Below are 16,819 nucleotides of genomic sequence, written 5' to 3' on the forward strand. Positions count from 1 at the left end.
TGCGCCATTAGTCTCGGACACGGGCGATCCCCAGCAGGTCGTACACGTTTCGCATCAGATCCAACTCCTGGTAAGGCTTGCCCAGGTAACGCTGCACGCCGATCTCGAAGGCGCGCTGGCGATGCTTCTCGCCGCTGCGCGAGGTGATCATCACGATCGGCACCGCCTTGAAGCGCGGGTCGGCACGCATCGCGGTCGCCAGCTCGTAGCCGTCCATGCGCGGCATTTCGATGTCCAGCAGCATCAGGTCGGGCACGCGCTCCTGGAGCAGTTCCAGTGCCTCGACACCATCGCGTGCGGTGGTCACATCCAGATTGTGGCGTTCCAGCACGCGGCTGGTGACCTTGCGCATGGTCAGCGAATCGTCCACCACCATCACCAACGGCACCTGGCGCTGCGATTCGGCCGGGGTTTCCGGCGCCGGACGCGCCGGCTGGCTGAGATAGCGACGCACCAGCGGGGCCACGTCCAGGATCACCACCACGCGGCCATCGCCGGTGATGGTGGCACCGTAGATGCCCGGTACCGAGGCGATCTGCAGGCCCACCGGCTTGACCACGATTTCGCGGTTGCCCAGCACCTGGTCGATCGCCACCGCCGCACGCAGGTCGCCCGCGCGCACCAGCAGCAACGGCACCTGCGCCTGGCCATCGGCACGCGCGGCGGCCTGGCCGACCAGCGAGCCGAGATCGTGCAGCACGTACTCTTCGCCGGCGTAGTGGTAGCCACCCTCGCCCGACTCGTAGCGGCTGCGCGAGATGCGGCCGATACCGCTGACCGACCCCACCGGCACCGCGAAGGTGGTGTCGCCGATGCGCACGAACACCGCCTGGGTGACCGCCAGCGTCTGCGGCAGGCGCAAGGTGAAGGTCACGCCCTGGCCGCGCACCGAGTGGATGTCCACCGAGCCGCCGAGCTGACGCACTTCGTTGCGCACCACATCCATGCCCACGCCACGGCCGGCCAGCTGGCTGACCTGCTCGGAGGTGCTGAAACCGGAGGCGAAGATCAGCCCGTCCAGCTCGGCCTCGCTGAGCTCCTGGCCGGGTTCGATCAGGCCGCGCTGCTCGCCGCGGCGACGGATCGCCTCGCGATCCAGCCCGGCGCCGTCGTCGGCCACTTCCAGCACGATTTCCGAGCCTTCGCGGCGCAGGCGGATCGCGATGCTGCCCTCTTCCGGCTTGCCCGCGTCGCGCCGTTGCTCCGGCGCTTCCAGGCCATGCGCCACCGAGTTGCGCAGCATGTGTTCCAGCGGCGCGACCATGCGATCGAGCACGTTGCGATCCAGTTCGCCCTGGGTGCCTTCCAGCAGCAGATGCACCTGCTTGCCGGTATCGGTCGCGGCCTGGCGGACCACGCGACGCAGGCGCGGCACCAGGCCGTCGAACGGCACCATGCGCGCACGCATCAGGCCGTCCTGCAGCTCGGAGCTCACGCGCGACTGCTGTTGCAGCAGGCCGTCGTATTGACGCGACAGGTCTTCCAGAACGCCCTGCAAGCCGCCCAAGTCGGCCGCCGATTCGTTCAGCGCGCGGCTGAGCTGCTGCAGGGTGGAGAAGCGGTCCAGTTCCAGCGGATCGAAGGTGCGGTCGCCCTGGTCCTGCTCACGCTGATAGCGCGCCACGATCTGTGCTTCGGTTTCCAGATCCAGACGCCGCAGCTGGTCGCGCAGACGGGCGTTGGTGCGATCCAGTTCGCCCATGGCGCCGCGGAAGGCGCCCATCTGCTGTTCCAGCCGCGAACGGTAGATCGCCACTTCGCCGGCGTGGTTGACCAGGCGGTCGAGCAGGTCGGCACGCACGCGCACCTGCTCCTGCTGCACGCGCGGCAGGAAGTCGTCCTCGCTCTGGCCCTCGACCGGCACCGGCGCCGACAGCGGTGCCGGCTCCACCGATGCCCTGGCGATCGCGCGCACATCGGCGTCGCTGGGTTCTGCGGCATTGCGGCCACGGGTGCGGGTTTCGAAGGCGTCCACCAGGTCGGTCGGCATCGCCACGGCGCGGTGCATGCCGGTGCGGGTCAACAGCTGATGCAGGCGATCGAAGCCGCGCTCGAACAGGCGCACGTCGTCGCGGTCGATGTCGGTCCGGTTGGCCGCCACTGCTTCGAGCAGCGACTCGATCGCATGGCCGAGATCGCCGATGGCATTGATGCCGGCCATGCGCGCGCCGCCCTTGAGCGTGTGCAGGTCGCGCTGCAGTCCGTTGAGGACCTCGCGGTCTTCCGGCACTTCGCGCATGCGGGCGATCAGACCATCGCAATGGTCCAGCAGGTCGCGGCCTTCCTCGACGAAGATGTCGACCAGTTCGCCATCGAGCTGGTCGAAATTGAGCGGGCCGGTATCGAAGGCTGCGCCCACAGCGTTGGCGGTGGTCTCGGCCGCCGCGGCGTCTTCCACCGGCGCGCTGAAGGCCACGGCTGCGGCGTCTTCGGGTTCGCTTGGGGATTCTGCGGGTTCGCCGTGCTCCAGATGCTCGACGTATTCGACGTGTTCGGTTTGCCCAACGCCTTCAACTTGCTCGACGTGTTCGTGATGCTCGGCAGGATCGGTTGCGGTAGTCGCGCCGAGTGTTGCGTCTGCGTCTGCGTCTGCGTCTGGATGCTGCGCGTGGACCTCGGCATCGGCATGGGTTTCCGCATCCGCGTCAGCAACGACGTCCGACTGCAGCTCCGGTGCAGTTTCCGATTGCGGATCGCCGGTCTCTTCGACCTGGTCGGCGACCTGCGCCATCTCGAAGGCCTGCACCGACGCGATGGTGCGCTCGGGTAGCGCTTCGGCAGCCTGCTGTACGTCTGCAGCGTGGTCTGCGTCTGCGGCGTATTCCGCCGCTGCAGTCTGTTCTGCCTCTGTAGCCTGCTCTGCTTCGGCCTGCTCTGCTGCTGGAGTCTGCTCTGCTTCTGCAGCGCGCTCGGCTTCCGCAACGTGCTCGACTTCGTCGGCATGCGCGTACGCGCCCAGCTGTTCCTGCTCGCCCGACTCGACATGCGCTTCCGATTGCGCAGCCTCGTCCGTATGCACAGGTTCCTGCAGGTGCTCCTGCTCGCCCGACAGAGCATGTTCTTCGGAAGACGGATGCTGGCCCAACTGTGCGGTGTCTTGCACCTGCAACTGGTCGCCAAGCTGCGCGTCGGCATCCTGCGGCAGCCCGGCATCGCCGTGCTGCGCTGCCTCGTCGGCGGGCGGCTGCGCCTGCGCACCGATAGCCTCGTCGTGCGGGGTGGACACGTGGTCGCGCTGCTCGGTCGACTCGCCATCCAGCGCCGCGCTGTCCTGCGTCCAGTCTTCGGTGGTCGCCGCTTGCGTCTGGTCGGCCAACGGGCCCTGCGCATGCACCGCTTCCAATGCTTCGATGGTCTCGACAGGCGCGTCGTCGGTGGACGCTACGCCATCACCCGCCCCTGCCTCGGCATGTGCGGTGACGTTGCCGTCGTACTGATCCTGCTGGTCGTGCACGGCCGCGTGCTCGCCCGACCACTGCTGCCCGGCGTCTGCGTGCTCGGCATCGACCTGCCCGGCGTCCGGCGTGGCGAGCGTCTGCGTCTCACCCAACGCGGCTTCCGCGTCGGACAGCTCGTCCACGGCCACGTGTTCGCTTGCTCCGGGCGCGTCGCCTGCTGGCTCGTGCGACACCGTATCGACACTGCCGGCCTGCTGCAGTCCGGTCGCAACCCAGGCATCGGCGTCGACTACCGGCTCATCGGCCGGCGTGTCGTGCGCATCGGTGCCAAGCGACGCGGCTTCGGCGTCGTCTGTGTGCTGGTGCTGGTGCTGGACAGCATCGCCGTGCAACGCGTCGACGGCCTGCCCGGTGACCGCCTCGGATGTGCGCGCATCCGCGGCCGCCGCCTGCGCGGCCTCGAGCGAATCGGCGCCCTGCTCCTGCTCCGGCGCAGCAACGTCAGCCGTCTGCGCCTGTTCGTACGGTGCCGGTGCTTCCAGCGCAAGCGCCGAGGTGTCTTCGGCCTCGGCCTCGGCCAGTTCGTCCACCGCAATCGCTGCGTCGGCGTCGGCGTCGGCGGGCGCTGCGGCATCCTGCGCCACGTCATCGGCGGCATGCACGGGCGCGCCGGTATCGGCCGCATCCGACGGCAGTGCGCTGGCATTCAGATACGGCGACAGGTCCTGCGCACCGGTCAACTCGACCGCCGACGCGCTGCCGACGGCCGTCTCGCCCGGCGCCTCCAGATCCTCCAGCTCGTCCAGGAACGCCTGCGGTGGCCACTGCGCTTCCGGCAGCGTCTCCACCAGCGCGCGCAGGCGCTCGGTCAACGGCGCAAACGACGGAATCAACGGCGCATCGGCGCGCAGGGCGGTCACGGTGGTGGCGATTGCCGCCGCCGTTGCGGCAATGGCGTCGATGCCCTCCTGCGACGGGGTCAGCGAGGCGGCAAGCAGACGCTTGACGTAGCTCTCCGCCGGCGTGGTCACCAGCGTGATTTCCGGCACGTCGGTCATCGCAAACGCGCCACTCATGGTGTGCACGGCGCGCAGTAATTCTTCGCTCGCCAACTGCGGCTCGGCCTGGCTGGCCTGCAGCCACGCGTTGACGGTGTCCAGATGGGTGGCGACTTCGGCTTCCAGGATCTCGCGCAGCACGCTGTCCACCGACGCCGGTGTTCCGCCGCTCGCAGCGAACATGCCCGCCGCTGCCGGAACGAAGGCAACCTCCGCCGCCACCGGCATCGCCGGTACGGCCACGTAATAGGCCTCTTCGCCCGCAGCCACGCGCTCGGCAACTGCCTGGATGGCCGGCAGGTCGGCGCTGATGCGGCCCTGGTCGCGCAAGGCGGCGTTGAACTGCGGCAGCACCTCGTAGGCCAGCTCGACCATCGCCACCACCGCCGGGCTGGCCGGCCGCGAATTGTCGAGCACGCGATTGAGCATGCTCTCGATCTTCCAGCTGAACTCGCCGAGCACGTGCGCACCGACCAGACGGCCACTGCCCTTCAAGGTGTGGAAGACGCGGCGGATCGGGCGCAGGTTGTCCTGGCTGTGCGGCGCGGCACGCCATACCGGCAGCAGCTGGCCAAGGTTGACCAGTTCTTCGTCGAATTCCTCCAGGAACACGTCGCGGATATCGTCGTCGATATCGCTGTCGCCAAAGCCGCCGAAGATGCCGGCCTCGGCACCGGCCTGGAGCGGTTCGCTCACGGCCGGCCCGGGCGTTGCCTTCGCAGCCTGGGCATCGGCATCGGACGCCTGCGCTGCCTGCGGACGCTGCACATCGAACTGCGCGGCGGCTGCGTCGAGCTGGGCCAGGAACGCCGTCGATGCGGCGTCCAGTTCGAACGCGCTGACCACCGCCTGCTGCACGCGCGCAGTGCCCTGCCCGGCGGCGTCGTCGGCCGGGGCCGGCTGCGGTTCGGGCACGGATTCGACGAACGGGTCGGCCGGCTCCTGCGGCGCGACGGGCGGCAACGGTGGCGGCGAGAACGCATCGTCGATGCTGGTCTGCACGCGGCCGCTTCCGGCCTGCGCGATGAAATCCAGCGGTGCCTCGGTCTGGTCGGCATCGCCCGGCAACGCGATCTGCTCGATCTGCAACGGCGCCTGCTCGGCAACCGCCGGCGTGGCGCTGTCGTCCTGCTCCAGCGCACTCAGGTCCACGGTGTAGCTGACCTGCGCGGCATCGGCCGACACGCTGCCGTCCTGCTCGGCCGACACCGGGTCGAACACGGACGTGGCGATCGGTGCGGCCTGCTCGGTGGTTTCCAGCTGCCAGTCGCCGGGCGCCTGCGCGCCATCGTCGGACAGGTCCAGCGGTGCCACCGTAAACGGCACGTGCGCCTGGCCGGAGAGGGTTTCCTCGGCGGCGACCGGGTCGAACGAGAACACCGTATCGGTAGCGGCAGCGCCGGTGTCGTGCACCACGCTGGCGGCAAACGGCGCCTCGACCACGGTTTCGTTGGCCCATTCCAGCGACGGCGTCGGTGCGGCGTCGTTGGCCGCCGCCGGCGCACCGGCTTGCTGTGCGAGCGAGGCGACGAGCGGCTCGGCCACGCTGCCCGGCTGGTCGGCACCGACCGGCAGGTCGGATGGCTGGCCCGAGGGCAGCGGCCAGTAGCGCAGCGTCTCCAGGCTGTTGCGGGTGATGTCCAGGATCTCTTCGCGGCCGGGACGGCGCTCGCGCAGGGCTTCCAGGTAGTACTCCAGGCTGGCCATCGCGTCGGCCAGGGTGTCCAGCTGGCGACCGCTGGGCACGCGCTGCTTGCCGATCAGTTCCAGGTCGACGTAGCGGCGCACGCCTTCCAGATAGTCGGCCGCCTGTGGCAGTTCGAGGATGCGCAGGGCGCCGCCGACTTCGCCGAGCAGATGCGGCACATCGGTCAGGCGCGCGTGGTCCCAGTTGGTCTCGATGAAGGCGACGAAATGCTCGCGCGCCGCACCGAAATTGGCGATCGCCTCCTGCGCCAGCACGTCCACCGTGCGCCGCACTTCCGACGAGGTGGCGCTGTTGCTGGCTTCATTGCCGTCGCCCACATCGGCGCCGAGGCTGGCGACCTGGTCATCCAGCGAGGCATCGACATAGAGCAGCGCGCCGGCGATGTCCAGCAGCACGCCTTCATCCATCTGCACCTGGCCGTCGACCACCCGCGCCAGCGCATCGCGCTGCTGCACGACCACGTTGCGCGCCACGCCCAGGCCCATCATGCCCAGGGTGTCGGCGACGCTGCCCAGGTCCTTGACCTGGGTCTGCAGTTCGGCGATCTCGCCGCCGGTGCGCAGGTGCAGGTCCAGCGCATCCTTGACGCGCAGCAATTCCTCCTTGACCGCGTTGCCGACGGTGTCGAGCAACTCGCGATTGCGCCCGCTCAGACTGCCGCGGGCATGGTCCAGCTCGGCCTCGGTGGCGACGCCGGCCTGCGGATCGAAGGCAAACAGCACGCTCTCGCTGAGGCCCGGCTCGCCACGGGTGGCGCGGATCTCGTTGAGCAGCGGCAGCAGCACGATCGGGATGTCGCGGTGACCGTTCTGCAGGCGCTCCAGGTAATCGGGCAGCAGCACGGTGCCGCGCATCAGCATGGCGCAGGCTTCGTCGCGGTCGGCCACCTCGCCGACCTGCACGGCCTGGGCCAGCAGCTCCAGCTCTTCGGCCACCATCGCCGGGGCGTACAGCTCGACCATGCGCAAGGTGCCCTGCACCTGGTGCAGATAGCCGGCGCAGAAGCGCATCCGACTGGTGTCGGACGGTTCTTCGGCAAAGTACTCGATCTCGTTGCGCGCCTGGCGCAAGGTTTCGTCCAGCTCCGGCTTGACCCAGCCCAGCGCGGCGTGACTCATCGCATCGCGAAGCGCACTCATTGCAGCCCCCTGCCTACGGCCGGGGTACCGCCAAGGCGGCCACCGGTCTGTTCCTGCATCGACGTCATGCGACTACGCGCCATCTGCTGATCCTTTCCCGTTCCGCGTCGTGCTCACGCCGGCAGTTTGAAGTCGGCGACCGAACGGCGCAGATCGGCAGCGAGCTGAGCCAGGTTGCCGATCGACTCGGCCGTCTGCTCCGCACCCTGCGACGTCTGGCTGGTGATCTGACGGATCACGCCCATGGTCTGTGTGATGTCCGTCGCTGCGGCCGACTGCTGGTGCGCGGCGATGGAGATGTTCTTGATCAGGTTGTTCAAGGCATTGGACACGCGCTCGATTTCGGTCAGCGCGGTGCCGGCGTCTTCGGCCAGGCGTGCACCGGACACCACTTCGGAGGTGGTCTGCTCCATCGAGCTGACCGCTTCGTTGGTATCGGCCTGAATGGTCTGCACCAGGCCCTCGATCCGCCGGGTCGCACCGGAGGTGCGTTCGGCCAGGCGCTGCACTTCGTCGGCCACCACCGCGAAACCGCGGCCGGCCTCGCCCGCCGAGGCGGCCTGCACCGCGGCGTTGAGCGCCAGGATGTTGGTCTGCTCGGAAATGTCGTTGATCAGTTCCACGATCGAGCCGATCTCCTGCGAGGATTCGCCCAGGCGCTTGATGCGCTTGGAGGTTTCCTGGATCTGGTCGCGGATCTGGTCCATGCCCTGGATCGTCTCGCGCACCACCCCGGCACCCTCGGCGGCGATCACCACCGAGCGCTGCGCCACTTCGGCCGACTCGGTGGAGTTGCGCGACACCTGTTCGATGCTGGCGGCGATTTCACTGATGCGCTCGGAGGCAGTGGTGATCTGGTTGGCCTGCTGTCCCGCCGCGTCGGCCAGCTGCATCGCCGTGGCCTGGGTTTCCTGGGTCGACACGGCGACCTTGGCCGAGGTGTCGTTGATGGTGGTCACCAGGTGGCGCAACTCGTCCACGGCGTAGTTGATGGCGTCTGCAATCGCGCCGGTCATGTCCTCGGTCACCGAGGCCTTGACCGTCAGGTCGCCCTCACCGAGCGAGCTGATTTCGTCCAGCAGCCGCATGATCGCCTGCTGGTTGCGGCTGTTGAATTCCACCTGCGCCTGGTAACGCACGTCCTGCTCGCGCGAGCGCACCCGCACCGAGCTCCAGACGAAACCGATGATGGCCAGCAACGCCAGCAGGCCGGACACCACGCCCAGCCAGAAGTTCGGAAACAGGCGCGTGTCGCGCACCGAGCCGAATGCCGAGAACGCATCGAACAGCTTCTTGCTGTCGTCCAGCATCCTGTTCGAACCGGCGGTCAGCGCGGCGGCCGAGGACTGCGCGGCAAACAGGTTGCGCGAGCTGGCCAGGATGGCGTCGACGTCCTTCTTCATCGTCGCCCACTGCGCCTGCGACTGCTCCAGCGCCGACAGCGCGGCCGGGTTGCGCACCGCGGCGATGCCCAGCTCGTCGTTGCCTGCGCGCAGGCCTTCGAGCATCTGCGTGAACACCACCGCGTCGCGCGCCAGCGCATCGCCGGAGGCGGCGGCATTGGCGCCACCGGCGCGCATTTCGGTCACCCGGCGCGCCATGGTGCCGGCGACCACGACCTGCTGCAGCGTGTTGTAGATCTGCGCTGCGGGCGCGCCGCTGACCGTCATCGCGCGCACCACTTCGTTCAACTGCGCCTGCAACTGCGGCACGCTGCCGGAGAAGCGTTCGGCGTTGCCGGACAGGCCGAGCACCGCCGGTTCGCTGGCGATGATCTGGTCGGCATTCTTGCTCAGCGGCACCCAGGTCGCCTTGAGCTGGGCCATCGCGCTGGCAACCGAGCCTTCCTTGCCGTAGCGGCCATCCAGTTCGCTGACCGTGCTGTCGATGCGGCCCTTGGTCTCCTTGAACGCGGCAAACGCCTTCGGGTCGCCGGACACCGCTTCGCGGCCCTGGTTGGCCAGCTGCTGCGACAGCACCTGCAGATCGGCCGCACCGGTACCGGCACCGGCAAGGCGACTGCCCTGCCAGGTGGCGACGCCGGTATTGGCGCCGAACACGATCATCGACAACACCAGCAAACCAAGCCAGAAGCTGGTGCTGACGCTGCCGAGCTTGTTGGTCTTGCGGGCGTCCGGGGCGGTACTCATGGTTCGACCTCGATCTGTATGACGTGGCGGGGCCGCGGCTTAGGCCGCGGCCTGCCGGAATTCAGGGGTGCGCGACAGCAACGCCAGGGAGAACACACCCCAGTCCTGCGTCTCGTTGCGGAAGGCACGGTCGATGAAGTGGGCGTAGCGGCCTTGTGCCAGCTCGCCGGGTTCGACCGCCTGGGCCTGCTCGAAGCTGCGCTGGCCGTACAGCTCGTCGATGGTCAGCGCGACGTCGCCGCCGCTCTGGCGCATGATCAGCACGCGCTGGCCTTCCTGCAGCACCGTCCGCCGGCCCTCCAGGAACTGCTTCAGATCGATCACCGGGAACAGGTTGCCGCGCAGGTTGCCCACGCCCAGCAGCCAGGGCTGGGCGCCCGGCACCGGCGTGACCGGCGGCATCGGCACGATTTCCGCCACTTCGCGGAAATCCGAGACCAGCCGCCGGGTCCCGACGCGATAACCGACCCCGCGCCAGATATCGGCCGAGAACTGGCGTTCCGGCAGCGGCGTGGCGTGCGCAAGGCTGCGACGCTCGTAGTCTTCGAGAATGTCGAATGGAGAACGCATCAACGCACCAGTTGTTTGATGCGGGCGATCAGGTCGTCTTCGCGCGGCGGCTTGACGATGTAGTCGCTGGCACCTTGTCGCAACCCCCAGGCCTTGTCGGTTTCCATGCCCTTGGTGCTGACCAGCAGCACCGGGATGTCCTTGGTGGCCTGGTCGCGCGCCAATGCACGCGTTGCCTGGAAGCCACTCATGCCGGGCAGCACCACGTCCATCAGCACCAGATCGGGCGCCTGGCTGCGAATCAGCGCAAGTCCCTCCTCGGCATTGTCGGTGGCGACGACCGTATGGCCTGCTTTTTCCAGCCATTGACTGAAGACTGCCCTGTCGGTGGGCGAGTCCTCGATCAATATAATTCGAGCCATGTTGCCTTTCCCCCTGGTCAGGCGTGGACGTACGTGCGAATCGCGCTCAGTAGTTCTTCACGTGTGAACGGCTTGGTCAGATATTGCTCGGAGCCGACGATGCGGCCGCGTGCCTTGTCGAACAGGCCGTCCTTGGACGACAGCATGATCACCGGAGTCGACTTGAAGAGCTGGTTGCCCTTGATCAACGCGCACGTCTGGTACCCATCCAGGCGCGGCATCATGATGTCGACAAAAATGATCTGAGGTTGCTGGTCGGCAATCTTGGCCAGTGCCTCGAAACCATCGGTCGCCGTCACTACTTCACAGCCTTCCCGCTTCAGCAGCGTTTCGGCGGTGCGGCGAATGGTCTTCGAATCATCGATCACCATCACCTTCAGTCCTGCGAGTTCCCCACCCGCAGCCATGTTTTCAGTCATGCAAATATCCCCGGACGCGCGACGCTTCTTCCCTTCCGGCGTCGCTGCGAAACGACATGTATATCCCAAGACCCGCATTGACTGTCAAGGGTGCGTTGCCGGGGGCCCGCCAGGCGGACGTTCCGACTGTGGACGGCTGCGGGTCGGCCGGCAAGTCGCGCATCCACGACCGGCCGGGCGCGCCATCGCCCACCGCTTGAAGTTACCATCGGCAGCCTGTTCTAAAGGTTTAGCTGCCCATGTCGCTCGACGTCGTCGTGGTGATGGATCCCATCGCCTCCATCAAGATCGCCAAAGACACCACCTTCGCCATGTTGCTGGAAGCGCAGCGGCGTGGTCACCGCCTGCAGTATGTGCGCCCCGGCGGACTCAGCCTGCGCGAGGGACGCGCGGTGGCGCAGGTCGCGCCGCTGAGCGTGCGCGAGGACACGACCGGCTGGTTCACCCTGGGCGAGTTCGCCGAGCTGGCATTCGGTCCCGGCCAGGTGGTGCTGATGCGCAAGGACCCGCCGGTGGACGCGGAGTTCATCTACGACACCCAGGTACTGAGCGTGGCCCAGCGCGCCGGCGCGCAGGTGGTCAACGACCCGCAGGGCCTGCGCGACTACAACGAGAAGCTGGCCGCGCTGCTGTTTCCGCAGTGCTGCCCGCCGACCCTGGTCAGCCGCGATGCGGCGGCACTGAAGGCCTTCGTGCTCGAACACGGCCAGGCCGTGCTCAAGCCGCTGGACGGCATGGGCGGGCGCTCGATCTTCCGTAGCGGCACCGGCGACCCCAATCTCAACGTGATCCTGGAAACGCTGACCGACGGCAATCGCAAGCTGACCCTGGCGCAGCGCTTCATCCCCGACATCACCGCCGGCGACAAGCGCATCCTGCTGGTCGATGGCGAGCCGGTGGACTACTGCCTGGCCCGCATTCCGCAAGGCGACGAATTCCGCGGCAACCTGGCCGCCGGCGGGCGCGGCGAAGGCCGGCCGCTGTCCGAGCGCGACCGCTGGATCGCCGCGCAGGTGGGCCCGGAAATGCGCCGCCGCGGCATGCGCTTCGTCGGCCTGGACGTGATCGGCGATTACCTGACCGAAGTCAACGTCACCAGCCCCACCTGCGTGCGCGAGCTGGATGCGCAGTTCGGCCTGAACATCGCCGGGCTGCTGTTCGACGCGATCGAGGCCGGCGCGGCGCAATGAGCGCGGCCGCGGCACAGCCGGCTGCCGTGGACGAGCGTCGCCGGCTGACCACGACGCTGGTGATCTCGCTGCTGCTGCACGGCGCGCTGATCCTGGGCGTGGGGTTTGCGGTCAGCGAGGACGCACCATTGGTGCCGACGCTGGATGTGATCTTCAGCCAGACCAGCACCCCGCTGACACCCAGGCAGGCCGATTTCCTGGCCCAGGCCAACCAGCAGGGCGGCGGCGATCACGCCACCGCGCAACGCCCGCGCGACAGCCAGCCCGGCGTGGTGCCGCAGGACCGCAGCGGGCTGGCACCGCAGGCGCAGCGCGCGACCACGGTGCAGGCGCCGGACCCGACCCAGACCCGCGTGGTCACCAGTCGCCGCGGCGAGCAGACCGTGCCCACCGCGCAGCCGAACCCGCAGACCGACCCGCTCTCGCCCACCGATGCGCAACGCGTGCAACGCGACGCGGAAATGGCCCGGCTCGCCGCCGAGGTGCATCTGCGCTCGGAGCAATACGCCAAGCGCCCCAACCGCAAGTTCGTCTCGGCCAGTACCCGCGAATACGCCTACGCCAACTACCTGCGTGCCTGGGTGGATCGCGCCGAGCGCGTCGGCAACCTCAACTACCCGGACGAGGCGCGCCGGCGGCGGCTCGGCGGCAAGGTGGTGATCAGCGTGGGCGTGCGCCGCGACGGCAGCGTGGAAAGCAGCCGCGTGCTGATCTCCAGCGGCACCCCGACCCTGGATGCGGCAGCGCTGCGGGTGGTGCAGCTGGCACAGCCGTTCCCGCCGTTGCCCAGGACCAAGGACGACGTGGATATCCTGCAGGTCACCCGCACCTGGCTGTTCCTGCCCGGCGGCGAGCTGCACGACGATCGTTGAGCTGTCGCGCGTCCGATCAGGACGCGTCCTTCTGCGGCATGCCTGCCCGGCAGGCGGCATTGGCGCGTGCGGTGCGTGCGGCCTCAGGTGACCTGCGCCGCTGCGTAGAGCTGATCGGCCAGGTCGATGATGGCGTCGGCATCCTGCACGCGCGCGCGCCAGGCGGCGGGAATTGCCTCGATGCCATGGAACGCACCGGCCAGCTGACCGCAGATGGCCGCGGTGGTGTCGGCATCGTCGCCCAGATTGGCCGCACGCAGCACCGCATCGGCGAACGTGTCGGTGGTGGCGAAGCACCAGAGCGCCGCCGACAGCGCATCGACCACGTAGCCGGTGCCGCGGATCCCGGCGGCGGGAACCGCCCGATGGTCGCGCACCGACAACGCACGCAGCGCCGGTGTCGACAGCCCTTCGCAGCGGGCCTGCAACACCTGCTGGCGTTGGCTGCCGAGCAGCGCGGCACGCAACTGGAAGGCGAACAGCCGGCAGGCATCCAGCGCTTCGTCAGCGGCATGCGTGGTGCGCGAGCTGTCGGCGGCGCGCTCGCCCAGCTCGGCGGGGCGGTGCGCGTAATACATCGCCACCGGCGCCAGCCGCATCAGCGAGCCATTGCCGGCCGAGCGCGGATCGGTGCTGCCGCTGAAGGCCGGCCCGCCATCGAGATAGCGCTCCAGCGCCTGCCGCACGGTCGCGCCGATATCGAAGCAGGCGCCGGTACTGCTGAGGTAACCGTGCTGGTACCAGTTGCAATAGCGGTTCATCTGGTCGGCGGCGTCGAAGCCCTGCCGATACAGCAGGCTGTGCGCCAGGCACAGGGCCATCGAGGTGTCGTCGGTCCACTGCCCGGCGCGCAGTGCGAACGGGCCGCCGCCGCGCATGTCGTCGATCGGCGTGAAGCTGCCCGGCGCGCAGAATTCCAGTGTGGTGCCCAGCGCATCGCCCACCGCCAGGCCCAGCAGGCAGCCGCGGAAACGCGCGCGTTGCAGGTCGTCGGTCATGGTGCGGCGCCAGCGGCCTTGGCTGCGCGGGCGGCCTGCTGCTCGAGCAGGGTCAGCGCCACGTTGTCGCGCAGGTACGCCGGTTCCACCCGCTCCGGCGCCACGCCTTCGCCGCGCAGCAGCGCCGGCACGGCCAGCGTGAGCAGGTCGGCCGCATGCGGCAACGCGGCGGCATCGATGCTGGTCAACTGCATTGCGAACCGCTGTTGCAGCACTGCATCGGCAGCGGCGAACCCGCTGCCGACACCGGCAAAGCGGTTCAGCGTGTCCGGCACGACGCAGGCCTGCGGTGCGCACACCACTTCCGCTGCCAGCTCCTGCAGTGTGTCGCCATCGCGCGCGAAGACGCCGGCATACACCTCGCCCATGCGCGCATCGATGCAGGCCAGCACCTGCCTCGCCTCGGCGGGCGCGCGCAAGGCCAGCACCTGCAGCGTGGACACCGCCAGCACCGGCAGGTCCAGGCCCAGCGCGATGCCTTGCGCGATGCCGATGGCCAGGCGCACGCCGGTGAACGCGCCCGGGCCACGGCCGACCGCGATCGCATCGAGCTGGCGGCGCGTGATGCCGGCCTCGGCGAGCAGGTGTTCGGCCCACGGCAGCGCCAGTTCGGCATGCCGACGCGGCGCCAGTTCGAAGCGTTCGAGCACGCGGCCGTCGATGTGCAGCGCGACGGAACAGGCTTCGGTGGAGGTCTCGAACGCGAGGACTTTCATGGCAGGACCGCAGGCAGGAAGGGGAAGCTCAGGCGTCGCCGAACGGCAGCGCGAGCACGCCATTGTCGCCCACCGGCTCGGCGACGCCAAAGAACGCACGCACATCGCCGATCTCGCGGGTGCGCGCAAACGGCGGCAGCGACGTCATGAAGGTGCGGCCGTAGCCCTTGTTCACCAGCCGTGGGTCGCACAGCACCAGCACGCCGCGGTCGGTCTCGCTGCGGATCAGCCGGCCCACGCCCTGCTTGAGCGCGATCACCGCCTGCGGCAGCTGTTCGTCGCGGAACGGGTTGCCGCCGTCGCGGCGGATCGCATCCAGGCGCGCTTCGAACACCGGGTCGTCGGGCGCGGCGAACGGCAGCTTGTCGATCACCACCACGCTCAGGGCATCGCCAACCACATCCACGCCCTCGCGGAAGCTGGCCGACCCCAGCAGCACGCCGTTGCCGGACGTGCGGAAACGCTGCAGCAAGGTGGCACGCGGCGCTTCGCCCTGCACGAACAATGGCCACGGCGCACCGCGCAGGGCCTCGGCCGCTTCGCGCAGCGCGCGGTGCGAGGCGAACAACAGGAAGGCGCGGCCGTTGGAGGCCTCCAGCACCGGCGTCAGCGCCGCGATCAGCGCGGTGCCGAATCCACGTGCTGCCGGATCGGGCAGGTTCGGCGGCAGATAGCACAGCGCCTGGCGCGCCCAGTCGAAGGGACTGGGCTGCAGCAGGGTCACCGGATCGCTCAGGCCCAGGCGCTGCGCGATGTGGTCGAACTCGCCGCCCACCGCCAGCGTGGCCGAGGTGAACACCCAGGCCGCATGGGATTTCTCGCGGTGCTCGCGCAGCGGGCCGGACACATCCAGCGGCGTGCGCTGGCAGCGGAACCCGCGCGGGCTGAGTTCGTACCACAGCACGTCGTTGTCGACGGTGTCCGGCAGCTCCTGGTCGAAATCCGGCACTGGCGCGTCCTCGCCCAGCCAACGCGACAGCCGTGCCAGCGCTTCCTGCGCGCGCGCAGAACAGCCATCGAAGCCGGGCGAGGCCTCGCGCAGCGGCAGCAAGGCCTCGCCCAGGCGCGCCAGCGACGACAGCACCGCATCGAAGCCTTCGCGCACCTGCGGCCTGGCCAGCGCGCGCCATTGCGTGCCGCGCGAGGGCAGGCCTTCCATGCCCGCACGCAGGCCGCGCAAGGCCTCGTCCAGGGCCAGGATCGGTTCCTGCAGGCTGGCCTGCGCACCGGCGACCAGGCGCGCTTCGACCATGCAATCGCGCGCCAGCTCCTGCCACGGCCGCATGCCGAAACTTTCGCCGAAGAAGTTCGCCGCCAGTTCCGGCAGCTGGTGCGCCTCGTCGATGACGAAGGCCTGCGCGCCGGGCAGGATCTCGCCGAAGCCTTCCTGCTTGAGCGCCAGATCGGCCAGCAGCAGATGGTGGTTGACCACCACCAGATCGGCCGCCTGCGCGCGCTGGCGCGCCTGCACCACGAAGCATTCGCCGTAGAACGGGCATTCGGTGCCCAGGCAGTTGTCGACGGTGGAGGTCACCAGCGGCAGCAGCGGCGAGTCGTCCGGCAAGGCTTCCAGCTCGGCCATGTCGCCGAACTGGGTGCGCCCGCTCCAGGCCACGATGCGCTGGAACTGCGAGACCTGCTCGGGCGTGGCAAAGCGCGGTTCGCCACGCGCCTGCTGGGTGCGGTACTTGCACAGGTAGTTCGCGCGGCCCTTCAGCAGCGCACTGCGCAGGCCGATGCCGAGCGCGGCGCGCACGCGTGGCAGGTCGCGATGGAACAACTGGTCCTGCAGCGCGCGCGTGCCGGTCGACACGATGGTCTTCAGCCCCGACAGCAGCGCCGGCACCAGATAGGCGTAGGTCTTGCCGGTGCCGGTGCCGGCCTCGGCCAACAGCACATCGCGCGCCTCGAAGGCCTCGGCAATGGCGCCGGTCAGGCGCAGCTGCGCGGCACGCGGCGCGAACGCATCGAGCTGACGCGCAAGCGCCCCGCCCTCGCTGAGCGCCTCGATACTGGCAGTGGCAAGTTGGGACATGGGACCAAAAGCTGGGGCAAGCGCGACAGCCTAGCGCGTGCGCGGTGATGCCGGGTGGGTTGCGCCTGCGGGCCAGCGACGGCAACCGCCCCCGCAGCTGGCATATGCTGCACGGCGCCGCTGGCGGCGGTGCGGGCGACAATGGCGCGTCGCACGGCTGCGCGCGCGACACCAGCTGCAGCACACGCCGCCGCGCTCGCCTTG

The 16,819-nt window shown here is 69.0% G+C and carries 10 protein-coding genes; 2 read left to right on the plus strand and 8 right to left on the minus strand.

Translation table 11 applies throughout. From position 1 onward, the window contains the following. Positions 1-7: 7 nt before the first annotated feature. The 5 genes from EO141_RS11000 to pilG all read right to left on the minus strand — a co-directional run bounded on the left by EO141_RS11000 (position 8) and on the right by pilG (position 10,804). Positions 8-7,303 (minus strand): Hpt domain-containing protein, encoded by a 7,296-nt coding sequence (locus EO141_RS11000; protein ID WP_127169184.1) that lies wholly within the window; start codon positions 7,301-7,303, stop codon positions 8-10. Positions 7,304-7,416: 113 nt separating this feature from the next. Then, entirely contained in the window at positions 7,417-9,453 is a 2,037-nt protein-coding gene (locus EO141_RS11005) for a methyl-accepting chemotaxis protein (RefSeq protein WP_104584630.1), read from the minus strand. Between the two features lie 39 nt (positions 9,454-9,492). Then, the gene (locus EO141_RS11010; protein WP_014508568.1) at positions 9,493-10,023 is read right to left on the minus strand and encodes a chemotaxis protein CheW; all 531 of its coding nucleotides are present in this window, start codon (positions 10,021-10,023) and stop codon (positions 9,493-9,495) included. Beyond that, positions 10,023-10,385 (minus strand): response regulator, encoded by a 363-nt coding sequence (locus EO141_RS11015; protein WP_024940328.1) that lies wholly within the window; start codon positions 10,383-10,385, stop codon positions 10,023-10,025. Before EO141_RS11015 ends, EO141_RS11010 begins: the two co-directional genes overlap by 1 nt. A gap of 17 nt (positions 10,386-10,402) precedes the next feature. Further along, positions 10,403-10,804, minus strand: coding sequence for a twitching motility response regulator PilG (gene pilG / locus EO141_RS11020; protein WP_104562659.1), 402 nt, complete (start codon positions 10,802-10,804; stop codon positions 10,403-10,405). Positions 10,805-11,043: 239 nt separating this feature from the next. Between pilG and gshB the strand changes: the two genes are divergently transcribed. Together gshB and EO141_RS11030 are read left to right on the plus strand one after the other, a co-directional pair. Then, complete coding sequence (gene gshB, locus EO141_RS11025; RefSeq protein ID WP_104584632.1) at positions 11,044-11,994, plus strand: glutathione synthase; 951 nt, start codon at positions 11,044-11,046, stop codon at positions 11,992-11,994. Beyond that, positions 11,991-12,866, plus strand: a complete 876-nt coding sequence (locus EO141_RS11030; protein ID WP_127169185.1) for an energy transducer TonB — start codon at positions 11,991-11,993, stop codon at positions 12,864-12,866. The genes gshB and EO141_RS11030 overlap by 4 nt, the downstream gene beginning before the upstream one ends. A gap of 83 nt (positions 12,867-12,949) precedes the next feature. Here EO141_RS11030 and EO141_RS11035 read toward each other — a convergent pair whose 3' ends face one another. From EO141_RS11035 to EO141_RS11045, 3 genes are read right to left on the minus strand one after another with little or no spacing between them, the layout of a single operon-like run. Continuing rightward, the gene (locus EO141_RS11035; protein ID WP_127169186.1) at positions 12,950-13,864 is read right to left on the minus strand and encodes an ADP-ribosylglycohydrolase family protein; all 915 of its coding nucleotides are present in this window, start codon (positions 13,862-13,864) and stop codon (positions 12,950-12,952) included. Continuing rightward, positions 13,861-14,580: a tRNA (adenosine(37)-N6)-threonylcarbamoyltransferase complex dimerization subunit type 1 TsaB gene (gene tsaB, locus EO141_RS11040; RefSeq protein WP_115677715.1), complete on the minus strand. Its 720-nt coding sequence runs from the start codon at positions 14,578-14,580 to the stop codon at positions 13,861-13,863. The genes EO141_RS11035 and tsaB overlap by 4 nt, the downstream gene beginning before the upstream one ends. A gap of 28 nt (positions 14,581-14,608) precedes the next feature. After that, a complete protein-coding gene (locus EO141_RS11045; RefSeq protein WP_115677716.1) occupies positions 14,609-16,615 on the minus strand; it encodes an ATP-dependent DNA helicase in 2,007 nt (668 codons plus the stop codon). Positions 16,616-16,819 lie beyond the last annotated feature (204 nt).

The organism is Xanthomonas sp. BRIP62415 (genome assembly GCF_003993515.1).
Taxonomy (GTDB): domain Bacteria; phylum Pseudomonadota; class Gammaproteobacteria; order Xanthomonadales; family Xanthomonadaceae; genus Xanthomonas; species Xanthomonas euroxanthea.